This window comes from Campylobacter sp. US42a, from assembly GCF_004379055.1.
Lineage (GTDB): Bacteria > Campylobacterota > Campylobacteria > Campylobacterales > Campylobacteraceae > Campylobacter_D > Campylobacter_D jejuni.
In genome coordinates, this window is record NZ_RYYK01000003.1 from 188,816 (window position 1) to 207,997 (window position 19,182).

Below are 19,182 nucleotides of genomic sequence, written 5' to 3' on the forward strand. Positions count from 1 at the left end.
CTTTATTAACCTAATATTTTTTGAATTTCTTCACCAATTAAAGCCGGAGAATCCACCACATGAATTCCATAACTTTTCAAAGCTTCTTTTTTAGCTGCAGCGCTTTCATCAGCACTTCCTACTATGGCACCTGCATGCCCCATTCTTTTACCTTTTGGAGCAGTTGCACCTGCAATGAATGCTACCACAGGTTTGCTAATATTTTCTTTAATAAATTTAGCCGCTTCCACTTCCAAACTACCACCAATTTCACCTATCATTACAATAGCTTTAGTTTCATCATCTTTTTGGAATTCACTTAAAAGTTCTTTATAAGCAAGACCTATGATAGGATCACCACCAATTCCTACTGCAGTAGAAATTCCATAACCACCTTGAACTACCTGATTAGCAGCTTCATAAGTTAAAGTTCCACTTTTTGAAATAAGCCCCACGCAACCTTTTTTAAAAATAAAACCTGGCATAATACCTAACTTACATTCTTCAGAAGTGATAATACCTGGACAATTTGGTCCAATGATTTTCATACCCTTTTTATTAGCATATTGCTTAGCAAACATCATATCCTTTACAGGCGTATGCTCTGTGATTACAACTGCAAGCTTAATACCCGCATCAGCTGCTTCAATCACGCTATCACCCACAGCAAAAGCAGGTACAAAGATCAAGCTCACATCAGCCTTTGTTGCTTTAACCGCATCTGCAACGGTATCAAAAACTGGTTTACCTAAATGAGTTTGTCCGCCTTTATGAGGGGTGACACCTCCAACTATATTTGTACCATAAGCCATGCATTGCTCAGCGTGAAAAGTTGCTTCTTTACCCGTAAAACCTTGAACTATTACTTTTGTATTTTTATTAACCAATATACTCATTTTCTATCCTTATCCTACTAAACTTTTTACAAGCTCTGCACCGTTTTTAAGATTGGTTGCTGCTTTGATATTTTTAAGATTTGAATTATCTAAAATTGTCTTTGCTTCTGCTGCGTTAGTGCCATCAAGACGCACTACAATTGGAATATTTACCTCAACATTCTTAGTAGCTTCTAAAATTCCATTTGCTATCCTATCACAACGAACAATACCACCAAAGATATTGATAAATATAACTTTTACATTCTTATCTCTTAAAATGATTTCAAAAGCCTTTGCAACAGTTTCAGGAGAAGCTCCCCCACCTACATCTAAGAAATTTGCAGGTTTTGCACCACTATAATTAATAATATCCATAGTTGCCATTGCTAGACCCGCACCATTTACCATACAAGCTACATCTCCATCTAATTTCACATAGCTTAAGCCAAATTCAGCCGCTTCTCTTTCAGCAGGATTTTCTTCAGTAATATCTCTAAGTTCAGCAATCTCAGGATGACGATAAAGCGCACTATCATCAAAACTGCATTTTGCATCAAGGGCATAAAAATCCCCTTCTGCAGTTTTAATTAAAGGATTGATTTCAAGCATATTCATATCTTTATCCATGTAAAGCTTATAAAGTTTAGCTATCATAGAAATGAGTTTTTTGCCTTCATCTTTATCAAGTCCTAAAACTCTCGCTACTTCAAGTCCATGAAACATTTTAAATCCAATTTGTGGATCAATACCTACTTTTGCAATTTTTTCAGGGCTTTCTTTGGCTACTTTTTCTATATCCATCCCTCCTTCACTTGAAGCGATAATGGTAATTTGCTCTGCCATTCTATTAAATAAAATAGCCAAATAATACTCTTTTACTATATTAGCGCCACTTTCTATATAAAGTTTTTGCACGAGCTTACCTTCAGGTCCTGTTTGATGAGTTACTAAATTCATTCCTAAAATTTTACTTGCGTAATCTTTTACCTCATCTAAATTCTTAGCGATTTTAACACCACCACCAAGACCACGGCCTCCTGCGTGAATTTGAGCTTTAACTGCCCAAACACTACCGCCTAATTCTTTAGCATTAGATACAGCTTCATCTACGCTAAATGCAACTTTTCCCTTTAAGGTAGGGATGCCATTGTCTGCAAAAATTGCTTTTGCTTGATACTCATGTATGTTCATTTATTCTCCTTTATATTGATATTTGATTAAAGATTTTTCTAATTTGTCTTTTTCTTGCAAACTAAGATCCATTTTCATGATTTCAATTACACCTTCAAGTCCTAATCTTGCCATAACTCCTAAGGCTTTGTTTTGCACTCCAAATTCCCCATGTAAAATCACACTCATGGGTAAAAACTCGCCACTTCTTATGGACTCAAGCATTCTTATACAAGCACTAGCAGGGGCTAAATAAGCTGAAGTTTTAAGATGTTTGATTACTTTAGCTCCACCTGTTTTAACTTCATTTTCTAAATCCTCAAATTCTTCTTCATTTAAAAATTCGCTTATATTTTTATTTTTAACACTTGCGTAAGATTTTACCAAAACCATATCATCATTATGAAAACCAATAAGTCTTGTATCCACGCTTGACATTTTGACATTAAGTTTTTTGGCAAGCTCATACTTAAATCTTGCATTGTCTAAAACTCCTGCCATGGCTATAATTTTCTTTGATGAAAAAATTCCGCTTTCATAAAGAGTATTAAGTAGAAAATCCACAGGATTAGTTAAAATAATAAAAAGCGGATCTTCTGTAAAATCTTTAATTTTTTTAGCGCAATCAAGCATAATGCTTGTATTTAACTGAAGCAATTCTTCTCTACTTTGCCCATCTTTTCTAGCAAAACCTGCACTAAAAAGCACTATATCTGAATTTTTGGTATGAGTATAATCTTTAGTGCAAAGTAAATCTATATTTAAATTTAAAGCAGCTATGCTTTGAGTAAGCTCTAGTTCTTTTGCGTAAAGCAAATCCTCATTGATATCTACTAAAACAATTTCATTTGCTATTTCTCTTAAAATCAAAGCATAAGCTACGCTTGAGCCTACATTGCCAGCCCCTATAACAGTGATTTTCATCTTTGTCCTATTTTTTCTAAAATAGCGTTAAAAGTTGCACTTGGACGCATGATTTTATTTGCTTTTTCATCATCAAATTTATAATACCCACCCAAATCCACTTTCACACCTTGCGCATCGTTAAATTCGGCTCTGATTTTTTCTTGATTAGAAGAAAGCTCTAGGGCAATATCTTTAAAAAAGCTTTGAAGCTCCATATCACTTGCCTGTCTTGCTAAATGATTTGCAAAATACATTGCTAAGTAAAAATGACTTGTTCTATTGTCATCTTCTTTAACTTTTCTTGATGGAGCTTTATTATTTTCAAGCCATTCGCCTATAGCCTCATCAAGACATTCTGCTAAAACCTTAGCTTTATGATTGCTACACTTATTTGCATAAAATTCCAAACTTGCTTGCAAAGCCAAAAATTCACCCAAACTATCCCAACGCAGATGATTTTCTTCGACTAATTGTTCTACTTGTTTAGGTGCTGAACCCCCTGCTCCTGTTTCAAACATAGCTCCACCATTTAACATAGGCACAACAGAAAGCATTTTTGCACTTGTTCCAAGCTCTAAAATAGGAAAAAGATCGGTTAAATAATCCCTTAAAACATTACCCGTGATAGAAATAACATCTTTACCTTCTCGGATTAACTCTAAACTTCTTAAACAAGCTTCTTTTGGAGTTAAAATGGCTATATTTTTACCCTTTTCTTTTAAACGATTTTGTACCAAAGTTATCATGATTTTATTACTAGCTCTTTTGCTATCTAACCAAAAAATAGCTTCGGCTCCACTAAGTTCTGATCTTTCTATACCTAAATCAATCCAATTTAACACCGCATCAAATTTAGCCTGATTAGCTCTATAAATATCACCTTTTCTAACCTTATGTTCTAATAAAACTTTACCGTTAGAAACTATTTTAAAAGTCCCCTCCTCCTTAGCCACAAAGGTTTTATCGTGCGATCCATATTCTTGAGCTTTTTTAGCCATTAAACCTACATTAGATACACTGCCAAGTTTTGAAGGATTTAAAGTACCATTTTTATGCAAATCTTCAATAACCGCCTCATAAATAGTTGCGTAAGTTTGATCAGGAATTACGGCATTTGTGTCCTTTTCCTTACCTTCCTTATCCCACAATCTTGCGCCATTTTTAAGCATTGCAGGCATAGAAGCATCAACGATAACATCGCTTGGAACATGAAGATTTGTGATGCCTTTATCTGAATTTACCATAGAAATATCTGCAGATTTAGCTAAAATTTCATTGTATTTTTTTAAAATTTCATCTTTTTTGCTTGAATTTTCGATCTTACTTAAAAGCTCACTTAAACCATTATTTGGATTAATACCTAATTTTTCAAATTCATCTTGAAATTCGATAAATAATTCTTTAAAAAATACTTTTACCGCATAACCAAAAAGTATAGGATCACTTACTTTCATCATTGTAGCTTTTAAATGCAAAGAAAAAAGCACATCATCATCTTTGCTTGCTTTAATTTCTTTTGCATAAAATTCCTGAAGTTTTTGCACATCCATAAAAGTAGCGTCTAAAATTTCATTTTTTTCAAGTTTTAAGCCCTCTTTTAAAATTTCTTTTTTACCATCAACGCTTGTAAATTCTATATTAGCCACACAATCTTGATCGATTAAAACCGCTTTTTCATTAGAGAAAAAATCCCCTTCTTTCATGTAAGAAACACGAGTTTTTGAGTTTGGATTAAACTCAACCACACGATAAGGATTGTTTTTTGCATAGTCTTTTACCGCTTTTGTTGAACGACGATCCGAATTTCCTTGTCTTAATACAGGATTAACCGCTGAACCTAAAACTTTTTGATATTTTGTTTTAATTTGCAATTCTTCATCATTTTTTGGCTCATCTGGGTAATTTGGTAACATATAACCCTTATCTTGCAATTCTTTAATCGCCGCCTTAAGCTGAGGAATAGAAGCTGAAATATTTGGGGTTTTAATAAGATTTGCATCCGATCTTTTGACAAGCTCGCCTAAAAGCTCTAAAGCATCTTCACATCTTTGTTCCTCTTTTAAATACTCACTAAAAGTAGCTAAAATCCTTCCAGACAAAGAAATATCCGAGGTTTTTACTCCTATATGTGCCCTACTTAAAAAAGCTTTCACTATAGGCAAAAACGAATAAGTCGCAAGAGCTGGGGACTCATCTGTTAAGGTATAAGTAATTTGCATTTTTAGTCCTTTAAAATACTTATTTTTATTTTCATTTTTAAGTATATTACAAATAAAAAAAAATGCAAGAGTAAGTTTAAAGTTTGTTTTAGTTTTCAAACAAACTTTAAATATTTTTAATTAAGTAAATTAGCAGGAAGTTGTATGATATTTTTAATAAGATTAAAAGGGGTTTTTAGAGTATCTGTTAAAATTTCGGTATGAAATTTAGGGTCATCTATACTTCCATCTATTTTTAAGTTTGTGCTAATTTCTTGATTTTTACCTAAAATTACATAATTTAAAATTGGAACCTTGGATATAGCTTCTGAAGCTGATTTTAAAGTTTTAAGCTCTAAACTAAAATCCACTGTATTTAATCTTAAATTTGCTGATCCTAAACCATATATATCTACACTATCGCCATTTAAATTAATAGCTGAAACACTTAAAAGATCTTTTTTTCTATTAAAAATAATCTTTCCATCATGTAGGCTTAAACCTTTTTGATTAAAAGTTGGAGATTTAAACATCAATAAACTTGGTACAGTATCGATAAAGGAAATAAGCTGATTTATACCTCTTAAATCCTTCACATAAGTATTTTTAAAATCGATCTGTCCATCAAAATACTCCAATCCACTTCCTTTTATACTTAAGTTAAACACTCCATCTTGAACAGCTTGTTTTTGTAAAAACTCATTTAAATAATTATCATCAATATTGCTAACGTTTAAATTTAAATCATTAGAAGAATAATAAAGATCAAATTTTGCATTTCCTCTAGAACCTTTAAGATCCAAAGCATTGCCTTTTAAATCAGCCTCTACCCTATCAAAAGCCAAAGTTTTATTAGAATCTGGCAAAATTAAAGCTACATTTGCTCCACCAAAACTAATATTTTGGGTATTAGTAGAAATATCAAATGTTGAATTTGAAGAGTTGGAATCTTTTCTATAAATATAACTTAAATTTTTCAAATGAATTTCTTTATTATCAGAACTTATTTTAGCACTTGCAATATCACTTTGAGTATGAATTTCCATAATGCCCTTATTTTTTACAATATCAAAGCTATCATTTTCATAAGGAGTTTGACCGTTGATAAGTAAATTATTTTTAAAATAAGCATCATTAACGCTTGCATTAAAATCTTCGAAATTTAAAGTTTTATAATAAACATTTTTAGCATCGATAAACCCAAACTTTTTAAGTAATGGAGAAAATGAAAATAATATCTTAGGATTATTAAGATTAGCCTCAAGCCCATCTTTAAAATTTAAAATCAAATTCCACTGAGGAATGCTAATGTTAACATTTTGCGAATAATCTAATTTTACTTCTACATTTTGATTTTTTAAATCTAAAAGCTCCCCATTGTCAAAATAAAGCCTTGAAATCTGAGTATTGAAATTTCCTTGTTGTTTTTGCAAGTCAAATTTAGCATTAAAATCAGCCTCTAAAAAGCCATTTTTAACACTAGCATTTTCTATATTTAAATCATTTTGATTTAATTTTACAAATGCTTTTGTAATATTAAAATCAGCCAAAGAAATACTAGCATTCTCTAAAGCTAAAATACCACTATAAGAAATTTCACCCTTATCATGAAAATCAATTTTAAGCTCTAAATCACTTTTAATTTTTCCGCTTTTTTGATAAAAAGGTAATGAAAAATGATAATCCTCTAAAGCTTTAGCAAGTTTTTCGTCAAATTTTAGATTATCAGATTTAATGCGCAAATAAATCCCAGCTTTTTTTTCATCAAATAAATCATATAGATAAACCTTACTAGAACTTAAATCAGCACCATTATAGAAAGCTTTATTAAAGACAAAATCAAGCTTTTGTTTGTTTAAATTTAAATCAAGCTTTGGAATTTCAATAGCATTCATTTTATCATCCAAGCGAACTTTGACATTATTAACATAACCTGATGCACTAATATTGTCTAAATAATAATTATCTTTAGCAAAATCTATAAAGCCCTGCAAATAATCTAAATGATAAAATTCTCCCTTAGCCCTATATGCTACCCAAAGATTTAAACTCTGCGGAAGTTCTATTCTTTTATTAACTCTTTTAAAAATTTCCGTAATATTTCTAATATTTAAATCTTCTATTTTATAAGCTAAATTTTTATCTTTATAAGAGATACTTGCGTTAAAGTCAAGCAATTCTCCACTTGCTCTACCTTGAAAATAATAAAACTCGCTCTTAGTATTGATACTTAAATTTCCATCAATATTTAAATCATAATCTTTTAATAAAAGTTTTTTAATATCAGCTATAAGTTCTTTATTTTGACGCTGTAATGTTAATTTTAAAAATAATAAATCATTATCTATAAAAAATTCATTATCTCTAAATAAAATACTCACATGATTATCTTTTATATTTAAATTTTGTATATCAATCTCTTCAACAAAAGTATATAGATATTTTAAATTTTTTGTTATTTTTAAAATCTCTGTTGAAGCATTATCAGAAGAGTGAGTTTGTGATGAAATTTCGGAATTTTGAGTCTCATTTATAGTGATATTTTTTGCTCGTACAATTAATTTTTTATCTAATTTAATATATAATTGTTCCAATTTTAAAAAATCAAATTGGATACTAGAGATGACAATCCCATTTTTAAGCACTATAAACAAAGCTAATATAAGCACAACAAAAAATACAACAATATATAAAATTTTCTTTTTCATACGCAACTTCTTTTTGATATTTATTTTGGGGATTTTTTATTATCTAACTCAGCCTTTAAAAAGCAATTCTGTGGTATTTATTCCCCAAGGTTCAATTTCTCAAATTATAACATATTTAAAGCAAAATAAATATCAGATGAGTAGTATTGATAAATATATTTTATTTTTTTTAGGACACCCTCAATCAGGCTGGATCAACATAGGCACAAAAGATTTAAATAGGGCTGAATTTCTACATAAACTCACTATTGCTAAAGCAGCACTTCAAACCATTACTCTTATCCCAGGAGAAACAAGCGTAATCTTTTTAGAACAAGCAGCCAAACAACTTGAACTTGATAAAGATATGCTTTTAAAAGAATTTCAAGCTCAAGCTCCTTATGATGAAGGAGTTTTTTTACCAGAAACTTATAAAATCCCAAAAGGCATTACAGAAAATCTACTCATTCAAATGCTTTTAAACCATGCTGAAATTTCCAATAAAAAAACTTCTGAGAAAATTTTTGGTGATTATAATCCAAAAAAATGGCACCAATATATCATCATCGCTTCTGTAATACAAAAAGAAGCTGCTAATGACAATGAAATGCCTATAGTTGCAAGCGTAATTTATAATCGACTTAAAAAAGGTATGAAGCTTCAAATGGATGGAACTTTAAATTATGGAATTTACTCCCATGTAAAAGTTACCCCACAAAGAATAAGACAAGATAATAGCTCTTATAATACCTATAAATTTACAGGATTGCCTAAAGAAGCGGTTTGTAATGTTTCTTTAGCTGCTATTCGTGCAGCTATTTTTCCTTTAAAGACAGATTATTTATATTTTGTGCGTGATAAAAATACTGGAGTTCATATTTTTAGCACAAATATAGATGATCACAATAAAGCCATAAATTTACAAAAAGGAAAATAATTTTGATATTTTTATACAAAATAGTTAAATTGGAACAGTATTTGCTTGTTAATATTAAAAAATTATAAAAAGGATAAAAAATGATTAACCCATTTAAATCAAAAGAACTGGTCACTGGTGCTTTAGCGGGTAGAAATCTAAGAAATCAACTCATCAATGCCAATCTTGCAAATGTTGATACTCCTTTTTATAAAGCAAGAGATATTGAATTTGAAACAGCTTTGGTAAATCGTGCAAATGAAATTTTCAAAAAAAATGATAATAAAGAATTGCAATTAGCCGTAACTGAAGAAGGGCATCAAAAACCTTGGAAATTCCCTGATCCTAGTAAATCTACTATTTACTTAAGAGATGGTCATTTAGCAAGAAATGATGCAAATACTGTTGATCTAGATGTAGAAACCACAGAAATGAGTAAAAATACAGTTATGATAACAGCTCTTGATGGAGTTTTAAGAAGACAAAGCAATATCTTTAGTTCTATACTTGATGCAAGCTCTAAATTAAGTTAAAGGTAAATTATGGCATACTTAAGTGATTTTGATATTAGTGGTTATGGTTTAAGTGCTCAACGTTTTAGAATGAATGTTATTAGCTCTAATATAGCTAATGCAAATACTACAAGAACAGCTGAAGGTGGGCCTTATAGAAGACGCGAAGTGATCTTTAAAGCAACAGATTTTGATAAACTTTTAAATGAGCAAATTAACAAAGATAATAATTTTTTAAAATATGAAAATCCTTTAAATGATCCAAGTTCGCCAGAAGAAGCTAAACCTGCTATTCAAAGTGTTGTAGTGGATAAAGTGGTCAGAGATGACAAAGATTTTCGTATGAAGTATGATCCAAGCCATCCTGATGCAAATGCTGAAGGTTATGTAGCGTATCCAAATGTAAACCCTGTCATTGAAATGGCAGATTTGATTGAAGCTACAAGAGCTTATCAAGCCAATGTAAGCGCTTTTACAAGTGCAAAAACTATAGCTCAAAGTGCGATTGATTTATTAAGAGGATAATAAAAAATGAACAATATTAATGATTTAAGATTAAATAATAATATTTCAAATACCAACAAAAGTCAAAATTCCACAGGAATTGGTGATGAATTTGCCAAGATGCTTAAAAATGAAATCGATGATTTAAATAAAGCACAAGAAAGTGGAGAAGCTGCAATGACAGACATTGCCACAGGACAAGTAAAAGATTTACATCAAGCAGCTATAGCTATCACTAAAGCTGAAAGCAGTATGAAATTTATGCTAGAAGTAAGAAATAAAGCGATCAGTGCTTATAAAGAAATCACAAGAACTCAAATTTAAACCCTAATGCAAGAATATAAAAAAAATAGGGTTTCAAAAGTTGCCTTTGCCTACTGCATGGCACTTTTGTTTATGATTATTTTTATCAGCTCTACTTTTTTTCTTACATCAAAACGTCATATACCTAACACTGAAAAAGATCAATACGCTCTTGCTCTAAGAGGATCGATTATAACCAAAGATAATTTTACTATCACAAGTTCTAAACAAATTTATCGCGCTGAAATTGATCTTAGAAGTATTAACAAAGATAAATTTGATCTATTTTTAAAGCTTTTTCAAATTTATAGTGGAATAAGTAACGATCAAGTAGCAGATATTAAAAAAAGAATGCAAAATCAAAAAAAACGCTCTTATAATTTTGTTCTTTTGCAAAACTTAGATTCCAAGCAAGCAAGCTATCTTAAAGACCTTGCTAAAAAACTTTATATACAAGGTTTTTTCAAAGCTTTTACAAACAACTCTGGAAGAGTTGAAACAAGAGGATTAAATATCATCGAACATGAAGAAGATAGAATTTACATGTCAAAAGATTCTTTTACTCCTATTATCGGTTATACCAAAATGATATTAGATCCAGAAAGTGGAATTTTAAAAAATATAGGAGTTAAAGGTTTAGAAAAATACTACGATGAATGTCTAAGCCCTGTTCAAAATGAAAAAATTCAAGGACTTAAAGATATAGGTGGAAATATTATTTTAAATCTAAATTCACTACAACAAAAAAAGATCAATGGTTGTGATTTATATTTAAATCTTTCTTTAAAACTGCAAAAAAGTATAGAGAAAGCTATAGATCAAAGAAATGAGGATTTAAAAGCCAATGAAATCATAGTTGGAGTAATGGAAAGCAAAACAGGAAGAATTTTAGCTCTAGCAAGCTCAAGGCGCTATGATCCGCAAAATCGTGGAAAAGATCTATCAGTTCTTAATGCAAGCGCTATAGAATACGGTTATGAAGCAGGTTCTGTTATCAAACCTTTTATCTTTACAACAGCCTTAAGACTTGGTAAAATAAAAATGGATGAAGTGATTAATACTTATGGCGGTTCTTACAAGCTAGGACGTTTTACCATCAAAGACGATCACAAAATGGACAAAATGACTATGGAGGAAGTTATAAGATATTCTTCAAATATAGGCATGATACAAATTGCCAAAAGACTTAACAATATAGAAATCGTATCAGGACTTAAAATATTTAAATTTGGCGAAAAAAGTGGTATTGATCTACCCTATGAACAAAAAGGAGAAATTCCAAATCCTAAGCGCTTAAGAGATATAGAAAAATCTGTTTTAAGTTATGGTTATGGACTTAAAACAACCTTTATACAACTCCTTGCAGCTTATAATGTTTTCAACAATGATGGGTTTTATATCACACCACGTTTAGCTGAAAAATTCTATCAAAATGGACGCTTTACAAATCTTGATGATGATGTAAAAAAAGAAAAAATTCTTTCTAGCGAAGCCGCTAAAACGATGCAAAATGTTCTTATAAATGTTATAGAAAAAGGAACAGGAAAAAAGGCAATTACGCAAGGTATTATTGCAGGAGGTAAAACAGGAACGGCAAGAATAGCCGAAAGACAAGGTTACACCTCAAATCGCTACAATGCATCCTTTTTTGGTTTTGCAAATGATTTAAATCACGCCTATACCATAGGAGTTCTCGTAAGACATCCTACTAAACCTTATAGTTATTATGCTGCACAAAGTGCTTTGCCTATGTTTAAAGATGTTGTTGATATTTTAATCAATGAAGAATTTCTAACGCCTATACAAGACAATAACCAAACTAGCACAAACAACTAGTTTGATATATCTTTAGAAAATATCACCTCAACAGCACCTATAAGTTCTTCAGCAATCTTAGCAGCAAAAGTTGTATCATTAAGTATTGAAATTCCTTCAGCTGTTGTGATTTTTCTTACTGAAATAAGATGTTCAACATTGCTCAAGGTTAAAGTATCGATTTCTTTTAAAATTTCTTTTCCTTTTTGAAGATTTTTAATAATCAAATAAAGCTTTTCACGATCTTCAACCACTCTAAGCTCTTCTATACTTCTTAAAAGCTCTCCTAAATTCGATCTAATTTTATTGTACTCTAAAGCCAAAAATTCATTAGAAGAACTAGAATATTTCTTAATATTTGCTTGGATAATTTTTAAATTTTTAGTTGTTTCGGCTAAATTTTTAGCTGCCATCTTAAAGGTAAAAATTTTATGATTCTTTGTTTCATCGTTAATATAAACTTGTGCTTTAGTTGAAAAATCGATAATAGCTTCAAAAAGAACCTTTATCCTAGTTTGATACAAATAGTCCAAATCCACATTTTTACTAAACCACTTTTTATTTTCTAAAATTTCTTTAAAACTTTTATCACTTTGTATATCTTTACGACTAAAACCTATAGCATGAGCAACAATTGCATAGGTATTGTTATAAAGATGCTCGCTTTCTTTCCTTAAAGCTTCGATGGCTGTGTCACTAAACTTAACCAAACTACTATCAAGATATAAAGGCTTGTCTTTATTCTTATCTTTAGGAGCTTTTACTATCTTATTTAAAAAAAGAACAATTTGAGGAGTAAAGAATGAAAAAAGCACAACACCAATTAAATTAAACAAAGTGTGAAATAATGCTACTTTCAAAGCTATATCTTCTATGTTTAATACAATGGATAAAAAATTAAGAAAATGTATAAAATAAGGAAAAATAAGCACTATTAAAAAAGCTATACCAAAATTAAAAATACAATTTGCAAACGCTAATTTCTTTCCTTCAATATTGGTACTTAAAGAAGCTAAAACAGCCGTTACAACTCCTCCAACACTAGTACCTAAAGTTGCTGCTAAGGAATTTTCCAAACTGATTTGTCCTGCAAGTAAAGCAGCGACAATAATAGCCATTGTAGCTGTGCTTGATTGTATAACTCCTGTAAGCAAAGCACCTAATCCTAAAAAAACAAAAACTCCTTTAAACCCAGCAAAATCAAAACGAGAAAGATCAATTATATGTTTAAAATTTTCAAAACCACTTTTAATATAATCCACACCCAAAAAGAAAAATCCTATACCAATAAAAATATTACCTAAACCTTTTAAAACACTATCTTTTTGAAAGAAAAATAATACTCCAATAATCAAAAGTGGGATAGCTAGCATTGAAATTTTAATATTTGTCAAACCAACAATCAGCCAAGAACTTGCCGTATTTCCTAAATTTGCTCCAAAAATAATCCCTATGCCCGCACCCAAAGAAATAAGCCCTGCGCTCAAAAAAGAAATCGTAATAATAGAAACTAAAGTTGAAGATTGCATAATTAAAGTACTTAAAGTACCAAAAAGTATACTTTTTATCTTTGTATCGGTTGACTTCGCTAAAATTTTTTCAAGCAAACCACCACTAAAAGCTTTAAAACCTATACCTAAATTAGTCATTCCAATAAGAAGTATTGCCACTCCTGCTAAAAGATTGGCAAGCTCGTCATAACGAATTAAAATAAAAATCAGAACTAAAGTAAAAATACTCCATGAAATAAATTTAAAATATTTTAAAGAATTTCTTTCCTCTTGCAATGCCTAACCTTTTAGTTTTTCAAATTCATTCATCAGAAATTCTCTTAAATTTTCGGCTTCTTCTTCGCCTTTTTCTAGATACTCAAGCAATAAATTTTCTAATTCCTTTAAAAAAGAAAAAAGTTCATTTTGCCAGATACTATCGTTTTTATTGCTTAAATTCATGGTTTGTATGAAAGTCAACTCTCTGCTTAAATCCCCAAGTTTTTCTAAAAATTCATCTTTTTGATCAGAATTTTTTAATGCTAAATTAGCATTTTGGACATTTTCTTTAAATTCTCTGATTTTTTCATCGATTAAATCGCAAAATTTCGGATAAATATCCATTTTAATAGGCTCTAAAAGGGTTTGCTCATCTATATTTAAAGTAAGCTTTTTAACAGCAAAATAAAGAGCTAAAAAAGACAAAGCTGCTATGAGTAAATAAATTCCTAGCATTAATAACCCTTAAGGGCTAGCATTCCGCCATCTAAATTGATACTTTCAAGTCCCAATCTTTCAGCTATAAATTCAGCTGCAACCATGCTTCTATGGCCACTACGACAAATAAAAGCAAGTTTTTTACTTTCATCTCTTTTGCTTTGAAATTCATCTAAAAATTTAGCATTTAAAAGCCCTTGATTATCATATAAAGCCACACATTGCGCATTAGGTAAAATACCTTCTTCCCATTCTAAAGGAGTACGCACATCAAAAATTTGATATGCGTTTAAATCTTGCTTTGTCCAAAGACTTGCAGGGATATTTTCTATCATGAAAAAGCCTTATTGATAATTTTTGTAAGGCTTGCATTAAATTCAGCAGGATTATCCACTCCCATACCTTCGCTTAGTTTTGCCATATTTAAAACTAGGGTTGCTATATCTGCACTAAAACTTTCGTTGTTTTTAAGACCTGTAAAAATAGCGTGTTTTGGATTGATTTCTAAAATAGGTTTGAAATTTTGCTCTTGACCCATTTGTTTTAAGAGTTGTTGCATAGCAAAATCAGGTTTATTTTTATCATAAACTATACAACTTGGGCTATCTTTCAAACGACTGGTTAGTCTTACATCTTCAACTTGATCTTTTAGAAGTTCTTTAAATTTAGCTACAAGTGGAGCAAAAGTATTTTTTTCTTCATCACTTAGTTCATTTTTATCTTCTACTTGATTAATGGCTACAAATTTCAAACCTTCAAATTCTAGCATAGGAGTTACTAAAGAATCAATCTCATCATCCATGAGTAAAACTTCTATATTTTTTTGTTTATACTCTTCAAGCAAAGGAGAGGTTCTTAATAAACTTTCATTATTTCCTGCTATATAAAAAATTTCCTTTTGTTCGCCTTGAAGGTCATTTTTATACTCCTCTAAAGAGCGTAAATTTTCACCTTTAGTGCTTTTATAAAGCATAAGTTTTAAAAGACTATCTTTTTCTCCGCCAAAACCATAAAGTCCTTCTTTTAATACCTTACCAAAGGTTTTAAAGAAAGATAAGTATTTTTCTTTATCATTGTTTTTGAGTTTTTCAAGTTCGCCTAAAATCTTTTTAACGCTAGCTTCTTTAACGCCTTTTAAAATTTGATTTTCTTGTAAAATTTCACGACTTACATTAAGTGGTAAATCTTCTACATCGATAATCCCACGCACAAAACGCAAATAAGTTGGTAAAAGTTCTTTATCGTCATCGCTGATAAATACGCGTTTTACATAAAGTTTTAAGCCACTTTGATAATCCACACGGAATAAATCAAAAGGTGCATTTTGTGGTATGAAAAATAAAGAATTGTATTCTAATTTTCCTTCACTTTTAGTGTGAAGATAAAGTAAAGGTTTGTTTGAATCATGAAAATTTTGCTCATAAAATCTTTCATAATCTTCTACTTTAAGGCTTGATTTTTGCATTCTCCATAAAGCGTTGGCTTTATTGATTTGAGAAATTTTAAGTTCAGTTTTTCCTTCTTCTTCGCCTTCTTTAGCAGGAGTAAATTCTTCTTTTTCCATGAAAATTGGAAATTGAATATGATTAGAATATTTTTCTATAATGCTTTCGATTTTATAAGTATTAGCAAACTCATCATCTTTTAAGTATAAAGTAATGCTTGTTCCTTGTTCTTCTTTGTTTGCGTCATCAATCTCATAACCATTTGCATCAGAACTCCAAAGATAAGCTTTATCATCTAAAGCTTTTTTGCTTAAAACTTCGATTTTACTAGCCACCATAAAAGCAGAATAAAAACCTACTCCAAATTGTCCTATGAGTTGAGAATCTTTTTTAGCATCACCACTCAAATTTTCTAAAAAACTTTTAGTACCGCTTTTTGCTATGGTTCCAAGGTTGTTAATAAGATCATCTTTATCCATACCTATACCATTATCACTAATGCTTAAAGTTTTTTTATCTTTGTCGATTTTGATTTCAATTTTAGGTTCGAATTTTAAGCTTTTATATTTATCATCACTTACGCTCAAAAAATTAAGCTTATCTAAAGCATCGCTTGCGTTTGAAATAAGCTCTCTTAAAAAAATTTCTTTATTAGAATATAAAGAATGTATCATAAGCTGTAAAAGCTGATTGACTTCGGTTTGAAATTGCATTTTAATTTCCTTTGTAATTTTTTAAAGTGGTATTTTAGCAAAAAATACAAATTCTAAAGTAAATTTAAAGATTTATTTGAAAATTATAAAACCAAGCCATGCGGCAAATAAGCAAAGAAAGACATTTAAGATAATATTTAACACAAAATGAAGATAATTTCCACTTTGCAAAAGAAGTAAATTTTCATAAGAAAAAGTAGAAAAAGTTGTAAAAGCCCCTAAAAATCCTGTGCTTATAAAGCTTTTAAGTAAAGGAGATAAACCTTTATTTTGTGCATAAGAAAACAAAAGTCCTATGATAAAAGAACCCAAAACATTAACAAAAAGAGTTCCAAGGCTGATAGAATAAGGAAAAAATTTATTCACTAAATTTATAGAAAGCATTCTTAAGATTGCTCCTATAAATCCCCCAAAACCAACAACTAAAAGGGTATTTAGCAAAGCTTAGCTCTTTCTTGATCGAGTAATTCTTGCATTTTTTTTCTGGTGTTTTCAAGCCATTTGTCATCATTTGTATCGACTAATTCCATGCAAATAATCTTAAGTGTTCCACTTTTTGCGCTAAAACTTTTAGTATCTAAAATTTTTGCAGAATCCACAATTAAAATGGGTTGAACTTTAAGATTTAATTTTTCACTTAAAATTTTTGCTCCACTTTGAAATTTAAGCATTTTTTCATTTTTAGATCTAGTTCCTTCTGGAAAAATAGCCAAAACCCTGTCTTCACTAATTCTTTCTTTTGCTTCTTTTAAAACTCGTACCAAATCACGCGGATTTTTTCTATCTATACAAAGAAGTTTTGGTTTTTTCATAGCAACTTTGAAAATAGGAATTTCTCCTAATTCTTTTTTGGCAATCCAGCATAAATTTTTTGGATATAATTCTTCTAAAGCGATGATATCTAAAGCACTTTGATGATTCATTAAAATCATCTGAGCTTGCGGATTAAAAGCGCCAATGATTTCTTGTTTATAAGAGATGGTATATCTTTGAAATTTAGCCCAAATTTTGCGGATTTTCCAAAGTGTGTTTTGAGATTTTGTAAAGCAAAAACAAAAAACCACCAAAGCAACGCTTAAAACAAAAAAAATCCAAAAATAAAGAGCTTTAATTTTTTTGTAAATCATCTTTATTAACCCAACCTATTTTTCCATCGGAAAACAGTACTTTAATATAATTTTGTCGTTTGCCTAAAACTTCTACTTTTTCATCTGCATTTGCCGTATAAAAATAAGTTGAAGGCTCTGTAGGTAAAATTTTAGCCCTAGAACCAGCCTTGATAATTGCATTTTGAGTATTGGTATCTACAAGAAAACTAAGTGCAAAACAAACAACTGCCAAAGCCAGAATAATGTAATTTTTTCTCCATACAAATAAAGCTCCAAATAAAACCGCTAAAAACCATAAGGTATATTGTTTATAAATATTTAAGTCTTTATTTACAGGATTTAAATCACTCTGAGTGCTGATCTCATCGTCACTAATTTTTAGTTTTAAATTTATATTTTCAAGCTTTTTACTGTCCTTATTGAAATACGAAAATTCAAAATTTGTTTTACTTAATGGCAAAATAGCATAATAAAAAGCACTAGAAGCATTAAAATCCCCTTTTAAATTTTCAATACCTTGCTTTTGAATTCCTTCTATAAAAAAGCTTTTAAGATTTGTATTGGTTGCGTTTAGTTCTACCATCATAATGATATTAGCATCATCAAAATAACTCGCTTTAACTTTTTTAATTTCCAAAGAACTTGCCACAAGGTGTGAAAAATCTTTATTGGATAAAGTATTTTCAAATTTGATAGGATTAAGATTGATATCGGCCTCTTGAAAAGCTTCATTATTTCTAAGAAGTTTGATAGAAATTTTACTCAAACTAGCATTTGAATTTTTGGCTTCAAACCATAAAGTTGTTTTATATTCGTTATTGATAAATTCCCATTTTGCATCTGGATTTAAAAAAGATAAATTAGTTTTTTCTACGCTTATGTTAAAATCAAATTTTGTATTTTCCGTAGTGCGAGCATAGATCGTAATAGGAAAAACTTCTCCAACATATACCCTGCTTGGATATTCATCATTTGTAAGAACCAAACTCCCTTTAGCTACAAAAGGATCATCTACATTGCTTTCAAAGTCATTGTTTTCATCACTTGGCGGAATATTTTGATAAATTTTTTGTTCTTCTTGGGGTAATTTTTGTAATTCTTTTTGCATATTTTCATCTTGGCCGCCAAATACAGAAATTTCACCCCTGCCAAATAATACAACAACACTAAAAATTAAAGTTAATAAAATTTTCAAAATAAAAAGCCTTTAAGCATTTTTAAACCTACATCATTACCTAGGACTTTTTCACAAGCACGCTCAGGATGTGGCATGAGTCCAAAGATTTTTTTGTTTTCATCACAAATTCCTGCGATATCAAATACAGAACCATTTGGATTTGGCTCGTATTTTAGAGTAATAAGATCTTTATCTTGTAATTCTTTTAAAGTAGTCTCATCAGCGTAATAATTTCCCTCTCCATGAGCAATTGGTAAATTAATAATTTCATCTTTTTTGAAATTTTTCAAAAAGGCATTATCATTAGAAACTACTCTTAAATTTTGGTTTTTTGAGATAAAGCTAAGATTGTTGTTATGCTTCATTGCACCTTTTAAAAGACCGCTTTCAAGTAAAATTTGAAAACCATTGCAAATACCTAAGATATATCCTCCCTTTTTTGCATGATTAAAAACACCTTGCATAGCAGGAGCAAGTTTTGCAATAGCTGCACATCTTAGATAATCTCCATAAGAAAATCCGCCTGGCAAAACAACTAAATCTGCATCAAATTCTTTTTCTTCATGCCAAACAATCTGCGTTTTTACTCCAAGTTTTTCAAAGGCATAAGCTGTATCAAATTCACAATTTGTCCCTGGAAATCTAATAATAGCAACTTTCATT

At 30.2% G+C, this 19,182-nt stretch carries 17 protein-coding genes and 1 pseudogene; 5 read left to right on the plus strand and 13 right to left on the minus strand.

Annotated elements, in window-relative coordinates; translation table 11 throughout:
• Positions 1-5: 5 nt before the first annotated feature.
• The 5 genes from sucD to ELQ10_RS04440 form a co-directional block, all read right to left on the minus strand.
• Positions 6-875 carry a succinate--CoA ligase subunit alpha gene (gene sucD / locus ELQ10_RS04420; RefSeq protein WP_002855278.1) on the minus strand — a complete coding sequence of 290 codons (870 nt, stop codon included), beginning with the start codon at positions 873-875 and terminating at the stop codon, positions 6-8.
• Between the two features lie 9 nt (positions 876-884).
• Complete coding sequence (gene sucC / locus ELQ10_RS04425; RefSeq protein ID WP_002880972.1) at positions 885-2,048, minus strand: ADP-forming succinate--CoA ligase subunit beta; 1,164 nt, start codon at positions 2,046-2,048, stop codon at positions 885-887.
• Positions 2,049-2,951, minus strand: coding sequence for a malate dehydrogenase (locus ELQ10_RS04430; RefSeq protein ID WP_002873401.1), 903 nt, complete (start codon positions 2,949-2,951; stop codon positions 2,049-2,051). It abuts the gene before it with no gap.
• Complete coding sequence (locus tag ELQ10_RS04435) at positions 2,948-5,152, minus strand: NADP-dependent isocitrate dehydrogenase (RefSeq protein ID WP_134250261.1); 2,205 nt, start codon at positions 5,150-5,152, stop codon at positions 2,948-2,950. The genes ELQ10_RS04430 and ELQ10_RS04435 overlap by 4 nt, the downstream gene beginning before the upstream one ends.
• A gap of 116 nt (positions 5,153-5,268) precedes the next feature.
• Positions 5,269-7,839: a DUF3971 domain-containing protein gene (locus tag ELQ10_RS04440; RefSeq protein ID WP_134250262.1), complete on the minus strand. Its 2,571-nt coding sequence runs from the start codon at positions 7,837-7,839 to the stop codon at positions 5,269-5,271.
• Between ELQ10_RS04440 and mltG the strand changes: the two genes are divergently transcribed.
• The 5 genes from mltG (at position 7,754) to ELQ10_RS04465 (ending at position 11,889) form a co-directional block, all read left to right on the plus strand.
• Positions 7,754-8,755 (plus strand): endolytic transglycosylase MltG, encoded by a 1,002-nt coding sequence (gene mltG / locus ELQ10_RS04445; protein WP_002880964.1) that lies wholly within the window; start codon positions 7,754-7,756, stop codon positions 8,753-8,755. The two genes, ELQ10_RS04440 and mltG, sit on opposite strands and share 86 nt — an antisense overlap.
• Before the next feature lie 80 nt (positions 8,756-8,835).
• Positions 8,836-9,267 carry a flagellar basal body rod protein FlgB gene (gene flgB / locus ELQ10_RS04450; RefSeq protein ID WP_002854879.1) on the plus strand — a complete coding sequence of 144 codons (432 nt, stop codon included), beginning with the start codon at positions 8,836-8,838 and terminating at the stop codon, positions 9,265-9,267.
• Between the two features lie 9 nt (positions 9,268-9,276).
• Positions 9,277-9,771, plus strand: a complete 495-nt coding sequence (gene flgC / locus ELQ10_RS04455; protein WP_002855235.1) for a flagellar basal body rod protein FlgC — start codon at positions 9,277-9,279, stop codon at positions 9,769-9,771.
• A gap of 6 nt (positions 9,772-9,777) precedes the next feature.
• A complete protein-coding gene (gene fliE, locus ELQ10_RS04460; protein ID WP_002856884.1) occupies positions 9,778-10,074 on the plus strand; it encodes a flagellar hook-basal body complex protein FliE in 297 nt (98 codons plus the stop codon).
• A gap of 6 nt (positions 10,075-10,080) precedes the next feature.
• Positions 10,081-11,889, plus strand: a complete 1,809-nt coding sequence (locus tag ELQ10_RS04465) for a penicillin-binding protein 2 (RefSeq protein ID WP_002880961.1) — start codon at positions 10,081-10,083, stop codon at positions 11,887-11,889.
• Here ELQ10_RS04465 and ELQ10_RS04470 read toward each other — a convergent pair.
• From ELQ10_RS04470 to purQ, 8 genes and pseudogenes are all read right to left on the minus strand, one after another.
• Positions 11,886-13,655 carry a Na/Pi cotransporter family protein gene (locus ELQ10_RS04470; protein ID WP_002880959.1) on the minus strand — a complete coding sequence of 590 codons (1,770 nt, stop codon included), beginning with the start codon at positions 13,653-13,655 and terminating at the stop codon, positions 11,886-11,888. The genes ELQ10_RS04465 and ELQ10_RS04470 overlap by 4 nt on opposite strands.
• Positions 13,656-13,658: 3 nt before the next feature.
• Complete coding sequence (locus ELQ10_RS04475) at positions 13,659-14,093, minus strand: hypothetical protein (RefSeq protein WP_002866410.1); 435 nt, start codon at positions 14,091-14,093, stop codon at positions 13,659-13,661.
• Positions 14,093-14,410 carry a rhodanese-like domain-containing protein gene (locus ELQ10_RS04480; RefSeq protein ID WP_002866409.1) on the minus strand — a complete coding sequence of 106 codons (318 nt, stop codon included), beginning with the start codon at positions 14,408-14,410 and terminating at the stop codon, positions 14,093-14,095. The genes ELQ10_RS04475 and ELQ10_RS04480 overlap by 1 nt, the downstream gene beginning before the upstream one ends.
• Positions 14,407-16,233: a molecular chaperone HtpG gene (gene htpG, locus ELQ10_RS04485; RefSeq protein WP_002872636.1), complete on the minus strand. Its 1,827-nt coding sequence runs from the start codon at positions 16,231-16,233 to the stop codon at positions 14,407-14,409. Before htpG ends, ELQ10_RS04480 begins: the two co-directional genes overlap by 4 nt.
• Positions 16,234-16,305: 72 nt before the next feature.
• The gene (gene crcB, locus ELQ10_RS04490; protein WP_134250263.1) at positions 16,306-16,674 is read right to left on the minus strand and encodes a fluoride efflux transporter CrcB; all 369 of its coding nucleotides are present in this window, start codon (positions 16,672-16,674) and stop codon (positions 16,306-16,308) included.
• Positions 16,668-17,360 (minus strand): lysophospholipid acyltransferase family protein, encoded by a 693-nt coding sequence (locus ELQ10_RS04495; protein WP_086032024.1) that lies wholly within the window; start codon positions 17,358-17,360, stop codon positions 16,668-16,670. Before ELQ10_RS04495 ends, crcB begins: the two co-directional genes overlap by 7 nt.
• Complete coding sequence (locus ELQ10_RS04500) at positions 17,341-18,537, minus strand: SH3 domain-containing protein (RefSeq protein ID WP_002877649.1); 1,197 nt, start codon at positions 18,535-18,537, stop codon at positions 17,341-17,343. Before ELQ10_RS04500 ends, ELQ10_RS04495 begins: the two co-directional genes overlap by 20 nt.
• A pseudogene (gene purQ / locus ELQ10_RS04505) lies at positions 18,509-19,181 on the minus strand (phosphoribosylformylglycinamidine synthase I). Before purQ ends, ELQ10_RS04500 begins: the two are co-directional and overlap by 29 nt.
• Position 19,182: the final 1 nt, after the last annotated feature.